Origin of the sequence: Micromonospora sp. LOL_024 (assembly GCF_048060415.1) — a bacterium.
Classification (GTDB): domain Bacteria; phylum Actinomycetota; class Actinomycetes; order Mycobacteriales; family Micromonosporaceae; genus Micromonospora.
The window spans coordinates 1-8,940 of record NZ_JBHMIS010000065.1 but is presented as its reverse complement, the minus strand read 5'-3'; the positions used below and the strand labels follow the sequence as shown (position 1 = coordinate 8,940).

The following is an 8,940-nucleotide window of genomic DNA, read 5'->3' as shown; positions in this document are numbered from 1 at the left end:
ACATCACCGAAGCCACCCGATGGGCCAACCGCGACATGAACAGGCCATTCACCATCCTCGGTCTTACCGGATGATGTTGAAACGGCCGTGCTCACCGGGGCTCGTGGTGGTCTGCGGTCGGGCCGGTCCGTGCGGTGTTGACTTTGATCTTTAGCCGCTGCGGCTCAACCGGGCAGGGTTTCGATCGGCTGGCCGGTGAGCGTGGCGATGAGGTCGAAATCCTTGTCGACGGCCAAGACGGTCAGTCCGGTCTTTTCGGCGGTTGCGGCGATCAGCAGGTCGGGGATTGAAGGAGCGCGGTGTTGGCCGCGGTCGGCGAGCAGCATCTGCACTTCCAGCGCCCGGTCCTCGATTGCGGGTGTGAGGTGTTCGACCGGCATCAGTGACAGCGGTGGGGCAGCGAACTGTCGGCGCCCCGCTTCTCCCGAGCGCGCCGAGTAGCCGAGTTCGAGGCGCGTGATGGTGGAGAGCCGGACGAGCCCTCGGCTGATGCGCGCGCTCCACTCGTCACGGTTCGCCGTCTGGCCGAGTTGGAGGCGTACGTACGCGGACTTGTCGATCAGCCAGTTCGTCACCGCCACGCGGCATCCATCACCGCAGGGTCGGCAAGGTCGGTGAAGGTCTCTGCGGACCGTTGCCAGTCCTCAGCAGTGACGGTCCGGTCGCCGGCGGGGGTGATGTTCTCCTCGAACTTGCGGCGTAGGTACTCGTTGCGGGACAGCCCGAGGCTGGCGGCTGCGGCGTCGATGCGGTCCACGGCTTCTTCGCTGAGATCGCGGACGAGGATGTTGGGCATGCAGCACCTCCCTTGACAGGTGCTATCACGATATCACGCTAGCAGTGGCGTGAACGCGGATCCGGAGCGGTTGCCGCCCACGCCTCGTTGATCTGTGGACGGTTGAGCGACCCAGGCTGACCCGAACCCACGGTCGCTTGCTGTTATGGTGCTCCGTTGGTGCTCGGATGTCCGGTACGTGAGCAGCACGAACCGATCGGAATCGGCGACCGACGCGTCGCCCGCCCGTCCATGTCACGCCTGATCTTGAACCCCATCCGCTGTAACGCCCGGACCAGCAGATACCCAACCCGCATATTTCGGCATGCAGCACCACTGACTGATACACGCGAAGTGGCGGCTACGCACCGCAAAGAGCATCTGACGGGTTCGGACTACGGATCAGAAGGTTAGGGGTTCGAGTCCCTTCGGGCGCACTTCACGATCAAGGCCGTGACCAGCAGAAACGCGGGTTACGGCCTTGATCGCTTCTGTGTGTTGGGACGGATCTTCCCAGGATTTGGGCTCTGGTGCTCCGATGGTGCTCCGTTGTCGGTGTGCTGCTTGGGCGGGGTCCGTGCCGGTCGGTGCTGACCAGGGCGTTTGCGTGTCGGCTGGTCTGGATCATGGTCGGGATGCCAGTGCGTCGGGGTGCGGCGACTGTCCGCTATGGCCATCATTGTGGATCTTGCATGTTTGGGTGGACGCCTGGTGGCCGGTCGCTGTTGGCCTGGGCGGGCGCAGGTGACTAAAAGGGGTCGGGACATCGTCCGGGCCAAGGGTCGCCGGTGACGGCCGGAAGGTCCACGCATCTGATTCCCACTCTTTCGACCAGCGCGGCGGAGCCCCGGAGGGCACGCCGGGCCGTCGGCATGACGGGCCACCTCACGCGTCCCGCCGGGACAGTGATGGGGTGATCCCACGCGTTGTCCGGAGCGGTGGCATGGCTGGGCGGCTGTGCGGCGGGGGCTGCCCTGGGGGCGCGGCCGACGTTGGAACATTGCCGGACGTCGACCATCCGGGGTCCGTCGTCGCCCGGTCGCTGGGACCCGTTATCCGTCTGATGGCGCAGGGCGCGGCGGCCGGTGCCGCAGCGCTACGGGCCGCCCTCCTGCGGCTGCTGCGTGTGTCGAGGTGGACACCGAGCGGTCACCCACACCCTGCTTTTCGCGGTGACCGCGGGCCTGGTGGGTGTCGTTGCTGTGCTGGATCGGTGGAGATGTCGCCGCAGCGGTCGTCGCCGGCCTCGCCGCAGCTCTGGCGACGCGCGGGTGCTGTCCAAACGCACCCGTCGGGCGTATGGAACAGCAGGAATCGGGCTCCTGGTCGGGGTGACGGCCGTCGCGTTGTCCGGCCCGGTGGCCGGGTGGTGGTGGGTGGGCCTGCCGCTGGGGCTGGGCTGCCTGGTGCACGCCTAGGCGACGCGCTGACCTTCAGCCGGGTGCCACTGCTCTGGCCGATCCGGATCAGGGGTTGCCGGTGGGCGGCCCTAGGCATCTGGGCGCCGTTACGCTTCCGCACCGGGGCCGCGGCCGAGCGACGGCTGGTCGTGCCCGTCGTGGTCCTGCTCGGTGCGGTCAGCGCGTGGACGCTGATCAGTCCGTGATCGACATCGTCAGCCTGCGGCGGGACGGCGCCCGGATCTGGCCGTTCACGGGCCACCAGGTGACCACATCGAGCAACGCTCCGACCAGTTCGTCGACGGCGTCGTTCCCGCCCTGACGCCGTATCCACCAGGCTGACGCGGCGAGCAATCCACACAGTGTCCACCGGTCCACGCCGGTCGGCCAGGTGCGCGGCAGGTCGCCTCCGCCCGGGGCGGTCGTCCCCGGCCATTCGTCTCCGAGTCGCCGCAGGATTGTGGCCTGGGCGCTGGCACGCGAGGCAGGGCCACGGGCCCGGGTGACCCGCTCGTACAACTCGCCGAGTTCGTCACGCTCCAGCACGCCGACGGCGGAGGCGAAGCCGGCTTTCGGCGCCCAAAAGGTCGAGGCGTCCGGCGTATGACAGTTGATCAGCCGCTCCGTCAGGGTCCGGAATCGAACGGCGTCGTTCCGACGCAGCCGAGCCAGGAGCGGGATGATGCCCTGCTCACTCGCGAGCTCCGCCTCCGTCATCCGCAGGGCGTGCGCGAACATCTCGGGTGACAGGACGTCTGCGGCGTTCAGCGCCAGTCGGCTGGCGAATGCGGTGACCGCCCTGAGTCGGAAGCCATCATCTAGCTCGTCTTCCACCATCGCCCGAAGCGCCCTCTGGAGCTGATCCCCGTCGAGGCTGGGAGCCAGGACGACGAGCACCTGATAATTGCGCCGCCCGGGCTCGTCCGCGAGAGTCATCGCTAGGGCTTCCTCGACGACGGACGCCGGCAGCGGAGCACCGAACGCCTCAAGGACGACCGCGTCCCACTCACCGCTGGCAGCCAGTAACGTACGCAGCGCCGTGGTTGCCGCTTCGGTGGCTCCCGCCTGGTACAGGTACCCGAGCGTGGGGGCGTCCGCCGAATGGGGCCAGTTGGTGATCCGACCCTTCCGTCGGGCGCTCGCCAGTATCGTCAGTACCGCTCCGGCCAGGGAGTTCCGCTCGGCATCGGGGAGATGACGGCTCAGACCCGCGAGGGCCCGCGCGCGCAGAGGACCGTTGCGGCGGGCCAGCAGGACGTCACACGCGCGTCGTACCTGTTCCACCGGAACCAGTTCCGCGAAACGGAGCAGCGGCGGCACCTCGTCCTCGTCGACCAGTGGCATGTGCTCGGCGGCGTACGTGAGAACGCCGCCGAGGAGCTCGTCCTGACCGGTGGAGAGGAGGCGCGACACCAGACCGGGCGCCCAGAGCGCCACCTGCGCGGCGCTCTCCTCGTCATCGCCCACCGCGGCAGCCCAGGCCCGTGGCAGAGCCTCGTCCGGCAGCGCCCCGCTGAGCGCCTCCACGGCCCGCGCGACGCCCCCGAGACCGTATACCCGCTTCTCGATCAGCTCCATGCTCCCGACACGGTCCGCCGAGGTTGCGGTCAACGGTCGCCACACCCGTTCCTCCGTCCACATAGGCACGGAGCGTGACTCGGACTCCAGCAGCGCCAGCGCGTCCACGGCGGCCCCCGAGAGCAGTACCGGGGCGAGCCTCGCCACCGCGTCGGCCCGTGTCTGCGGCTCCGGGATCCCTCGGACGAAGGTCAGGGCGCGCCTCCCGATCCGGCTACGCGCCTCGGGGGGAAGACGTCGTCCGATCTCGGCTACGGCGGACAGGTCGTCCAGCCGTACGGGGCTCGACGTGCTGTCGACGGCTTGTCGCAGCACGTGCTCGGAAAGGTACGGGGCGAGCACGTTGAGTGCCGTCACCCGGGTGCCTGACTCGACGGCGTCCTCCGTGTTCACCGCTCGCAGCGCCACCCCGAGTTCCTCCTCGCTCAGATGCGGCGCGATGGTCGCGAGCGTCTGCGCGTACCTGGGGTCGTCTTCCCATGCCTCAACGGCTTCCGCGACGTAACGGCGACGCGTCTCCGGAGAGAGATACCTGACCAGGTGTGGCCGGGTGTCCCAGACGAGTGGCCGTTCTATCTGGACCGGTGGCCATGCGATTTTCGGTGTCGCTGACATCTCCCGCTCGGCGTAGCCGCGTGCCTCTTCGGGCGGCAGCCGGTCGAGTATCGCGCCGAGCAGGACGTGTCGGACCTCGCGATGCAGCCGGCGACCCGGCTCTCCGTCGGACGGGAACAACTCGTTCAGCCAGCGTCGCACCTCGGTGGTGGACAGTTCTCCGCCGAGCGCGTACAGCAGACCAGGCGCGTTGTAATCCAACCTGAACCGCAGCGCCAGCTCCAGCAGGGTGGGCACTTCTGACCTACCCCAGTCGAGGTGTGCGGCCACATGGAGCATGTGGGCGGCCACGTCCATGTCCACGCCCTTCTCCAGCACCGACCGCAGTCGCTCGATGCCGCCCGTGGGCCGGGGGCCGTGCGTGGAAGGCCTGTCGCCCCGTACGCCGGGCCGGTTCTCGAGCAGGGTCAGCACGTCGTCGACGACTGCCTCGGTGACGGGCGAGTGCTGGAGCAGGGCAATCAGTTGATTCCGGTCCGGCTCGTGCTTTCCCGCGCCGAGGACCCGGATCGCCTTGCGCGCTCCGGCACCCCGGTCCGGATTCAGAAACAGGGCGACGACGGCCCGGACGAACTTCCTGTTGCCGTACCGATCCTTCAACAGAGGGTGTTGAACCAGGTCCTTCAGCGCGTCGTGCGGCAGCCGGGCGGCCGCGGTGGCCAGTGGGCCGGGCAGCAGTCGACCGTTCTCGGTGTCGAGGGCCAGTTCGACCACGACCGGCACCAATTCGTCGGCCAGGAGCGGCAGGACCGCCTCCAGCACGGCGGAGCGTTCCTGGCTGCCGTACGAGGCGGCGAGGCGGAGCACGTCCGGATGCATCCGCTCCGGCAGGTCCGGTACGAGAAGGCGAACCCCCACCGCCTGATGATCCCGATTGCTCATGATCGCGACTCGCTGGAATCCCTGCTCGACGGCCCAGTGTCCACGGATGACCATCTCCCGCACCAGCCTGGGCGGGGTGGCCGTCACCGCCGAGGTCACGCTCGCCTGGATGAGGCGGTAGCGCAACCGGAGCGCGAGCCGCCCGGTCGCCGCCTCCGCCAACTCGACGTCACGCAGATAGCTGCCGACATCACCGGCCTGCGTGTGCACCGTGTACCAAAGATTCTCCCGACCCCGGCTCAGCGCGAGCAGGCGGTGCAGATCCGCTTCCCGGTCTGTCGCCAGCAGGTGCGACGCCAGATGCCGGACGGGATACCCACCGTCCGCGCCGGCCAGCTGCGGCTGGGCCGCCAGGGTCCCGAGCCCGGACTCCAGGCCACCCCACGCCGCCAGGTAGCGCTCGCAGATCCGGGCGTGAGCCGCCCGGGCCGCCTGCCGGAGGGTCCCGTCGGACGCGCCCGACAGGTACTCCCGGAGACTCGGGTGGTGGGGCGCGTACCGGACCGTCTCGTCCGCCTCCTCACCGGGGCCGACGACCGTGCAGAAGGGCTGCAGCCCGTCGCGCATGAGAGCGTCCACGAGCGACGGCTCGTCCAGCCCGGCGAGCGAGCAGAGAGTGTGGGCGTCCACCGGCTCGCCAGCCACGCCGAGCGCCGCGAGCAGTCGGACGCGTCGCTCGTCGTACTGTCTGTCCCCGCCGAGGCAGATCGACAGGACGCGACTCTGGTAGTAGGCCTCCAAGCCTTCAGGTAACCCGGGAAGATCCCGCATCCTCCGCGGATCCTGACCAATGGACTCGATCACGTAGTGGGCGTAGACCCACGAACCTCGACTGCGTTCCAGGATCCGCAGGGCGAAGGCCTCCTCGGCGACGCCGTGTCCTTCGAGCGCCCGGGCGATACGGGGGTCGTTTCGGGCGCGGTCACGGAGGAAACCCTCCAGAGCTTCACAATTATCCGCCGATTCCGGCAATAGCGCCACACGACGTGTCTGGTCCCACGGAAGGTTCCTGAATTGCCCGGTCCGCGCGGTCACGACGACGTACACGCGCTCCGGAAGCCACTGCGGCAGTCCGAACGGCAACTCGATGGCGGGATACTCGTAGGCGGCGTCCAGCGCGTCGACGACCAGGACGATGGGCCGTGTCGACCCCTGCTCGTTCCGCCGTCGCGCCGCCTGCTCGATGACGTCGGCCAGCCACTCGACCTCTCCGCTGGAGTCGGAGAGCCAGCCACCGGGGGCGAGATCGTCCAACTTCCACGCGGTGATGAGCTGAGCGCTCAGGCTGCGCACGACTGCCGCCGTCAGTCCCGCTCCGGCGCCGTTCTGCACGAAGTGCGCGGCGTCCGTCTCCGGTCGCGCCTCGACCCACGCCGCGAAGGCCGACTTCCCCATGCCGGGCTCGGCCTCCACCGCGAAGTATCCACGATCCTGTTCTTCTATGAACCGACGGAAATTCGCGACCAACGGATTGTTCGGGTAGTAGGCCCGGGTCAGCGAATCGACGTACGCTCCGTACGACTGGGGAGCATCCCGGAGCGGATGGGCCCCGGCGGTTGCCGTGAGCGTGATGTTGATGTTGCCGCTGTTGTTGTCCGCGTTGATGATAGGGCTGTTGTCCCCGCCCGTCTCCGACGGCCCGCGTTGCTGGGGGAACGGCCACCACTTTATCATGAAGTCGGATCGCCGTTCGCGCCGGATGGCCTATCGGATCTCGGTGGTGCGTGAAAGGTGATGCGTCCGCTGTTGTTGTCCGCGTTGATGATGGGGCTGTGATCCCCGTGCGTCTCAGATGTCGGGGCAGCGGGCGGCGGTGATCCGGGGTGCTGGAGCGCGGTCAGCCCGACCCAGAGCAATGCGACCGCGACGAGTCCCACGACAAGCGGTGGCGTGGGACCCGCGGTGACCAGATTGGTCAGGACACTGGCGACGATTCCCAGCACCACCGAAATGGCGGCAATGAGTCTTTGGTTCATCTGCCCCTACCCGTGCGACGGCGACCCAGGTTCGCTGACTGCCTCTCCCATCCTGCCATCGGTTGCGACAGCCACACCAGCCCGTCTACTCGCTCACCGGAATCGACGAAGGCAGCTAACCGAGCATGGGTCGGGCATGGTCAGACCGTCCGGCGCCTCAGGGGACGTCTGCTCTTTCAGGAGTCCGACGCGGCGCCGCCGCCAAGCGACTACATCGACTTCACCTTCCCGGAGGGTCATTCAAAACCCGGTGTGGCGGTTCTGAAGATCTCCAGGGCGGTGACGGTGCGTAGTACGTCGGGGAAGTCGGTCATGATCCGGTGGTAGCCGGTCTTGAGGATCTTCCAGTTCTTGAGGTGGCTGATCGCGCGTTCGACGGCGGCGCGGAGTCGGTTGACGCCGTAGTTGTAGGTCTTCTGCTTGGTGGTCAGTTCGCCGCCGGGTGGTTTCTTGTGCGGGGTGATCGGTCCGGTGTCCTGGTAGCCGCCGTCGCCGATCATGCCGGGGCCGCCGGCGGCGTAATGGTCGGCCCAGCGGTCGGCGATGCCGGAGATGAAGAACGCCGCGGCGTCGTGGCGGGCGCCGTCGACGGGCTCGCCGACGTCGGCGACCCGGCCGTCGAGGTCGGCGATGACCTGCACGTTCTGCCCGCACAGGTGTTTCTTGCCGGAGAACAGGCCGTGGTAGGCCTCGCGTTCGCCGACCGGGGCGACGAACCCGTCGACCAGCACGCCTTCGCGGCGGGTCTGGGTCAGGCGCTGGTCGACTTCGGGGCGGGTGACCCAGCGCAGGATCGGTTGCAGGATCTGGTGGTAGCGGGTGATGGTGGCCTGTGAACAGCCGAACACCTCGGCCACGACCTCGTCGGGCATGTTGTGCCGCAACCCGAACAGCACCGCGATCACCGCAGTGGGCAGCGGCAACACGTGCGGACGCCCGACCGGAGGTTTCTCCCACTCGTCGCCGACGACTTCGCGGACCCGGCCGGTCAGGTCAGCGAGCCGGTCGCTGGGCAGTCCTGTCATACTCTCACAGCGCGGCGGCTGGCCCTCGATCATCTTCCACACAAAGTTGATCTACCCGGGAACCAGTCGTCGCGTCTACTTTGGATGGCGTACGTTCGGTCAGGTCCACCCTCGATGGTCACGCACCGTGACATCTGCGAGTGTCGTCTTACTTTTGAATGGCCCCTCCCTGACGTGCCCGCACGGCCCCGGCGTTGTTCCAACTTGAGTTGATCTGTCCGTGTTGAAGTCCGGACGAGAGGCGAGTTGCAGGACGAGCGCCACTCCTGATGATCTTTCGGGTGACTAGCCTCGAAGATCACCACCGGAGTCGCGCTCGTGACGTCATCTTCCCTGATCGACCCTGTTGTTGACCACCTCGCCGACATGGCGTTGTGGGAGGCCGAACTCGCCGTAGACGCGGTGGTCACCGATCCGCTGCAGGTGGTGTCCCCGCTGGTGGCCCGGCTGGCGCAGGTCCCGGACCCTCGTCGGCTGCGCGGGTTGCGCCATCCGTTGCTGGTCATCCTCGTGCTGACCGCGTGTGCGACTCTCGTGGCCGGTAACGACGGCGTGACCGCGATCCGGCAGTGGGCGGCCCGGACCCCGCAGGAAGTCCTGCACCGGCTCGGCGCCCGCCGCAACCCGTTGACCGGCCGATACCTGGTGCCCAGCGAACGCACCTTCCGGCGGGTCCTGGCCGCCGTCGA

General features: G+C 68.0%; 6 protein-coding genes, 1 tRNA gene and 1 pseudogene. 3 read left to right on the top strand and 5 right to left on the bottom strand.

Translation table 11 applies throughout. From position 1 onward, the window contains the following. Positions 1-164 precede the first annotated feature (164 nt). Both ACFHWY_RS27135 and ACFHWY_RS27130 read right to left on the bottom strand, forming a co-directional pair. Entirely contained in the window at positions 165-581 is a 417-nt protein-coding gene (locus tag ACFHWY_RS27135; RefSeq protein ID WP_416583092.1) for a PIN domain nuclease, read from the bottom strand. After that, positions 572-796 carry a hypothetical protein gene (locus ACFHWY_RS27130; RefSeq protein WP_416583091.1) on the bottom strand — a complete coding sequence of 75 codons (225 nt, stop codon included), beginning with the start codon at positions 794-796 and terminating at the stop codon, positions 572-574. The genes ACFHWY_RS27135 and ACFHWY_RS27130 overlap by 10 nt, the downstream gene beginning before the upstream one ends. Positions 797-1,124: 328 nt before the next feature. Between ACFHWY_RS27130 and ACFHWY_RS27125 the strand changes: the two genes are divergently transcribed. Both ACFHWY_RS27125 and ACFHWY_RS27120 read left to right on the top strand, forming a co-directional pair. Further along, a tRNA-Ser gene (locus ACFHWY_RS27125) sits at positions 1,125-1,212 on the top strand. 489 nt (positions 1,213-1,701) lie between these two features. After that, positions 1,702-2,381, top strand: a pseudogene (locus tag ACFHWY_RS27120) (metal-dependent hydrolase). Here ACFHWY_RS27120 and ACFHWY_RS27115 read toward each other — a convergent pair. From ACFHWY_RS27115 to ACFHWY_RS27105, 3 genes are all read right to left on the bottom strand, one after another. After that, positions 2,371-6,924, bottom strand: a complete 4,554-nt coding sequence (locus ACFHWY_RS27115; RefSeq protein WP_416583090.1) for a hypothetical protein — start codon at positions 6,922-6,924, stop codon at positions 2,371-2,373. The pseudogene ACFHWY_RS27120 and the gene ACFHWY_RS27115 overlap by 11 nt on opposite strands. Further along, entirely contained in the window at positions 6,921-7,226 is a 306-nt protein-coding gene (locus tag ACFHWY_RS27110; RefSeq protein WP_416583089.1) for a hypothetical protein, read from the bottom strand. Before ACFHWY_RS27110 ends, ACFHWY_RS27115 begins: the two co-directional genes overlap by 4 nt. Positions 7,227-7,462: 236 nt before the next feature. Next, entirely contained in the window at positions 7,463-8,251 is a 789-nt protein-coding gene (locus tag ACFHWY_RS27105) for a transposase family protein (protein ID WP_416583088.1), read from the bottom strand. A gap of 318 nt (positions 8,252-8,569) precedes the next feature. Between ACFHWY_RS27105 and ACFHWY_RS27100 the strand changes: the two genes are divergently transcribed. Then, on the top strand, positions 8,570-8,940 hold a 371-nt coding region (locus ACFHWY_RS27100), incomplete at its 3' end, for a transposase family protein (RefSeq protein ID WP_416583087.1).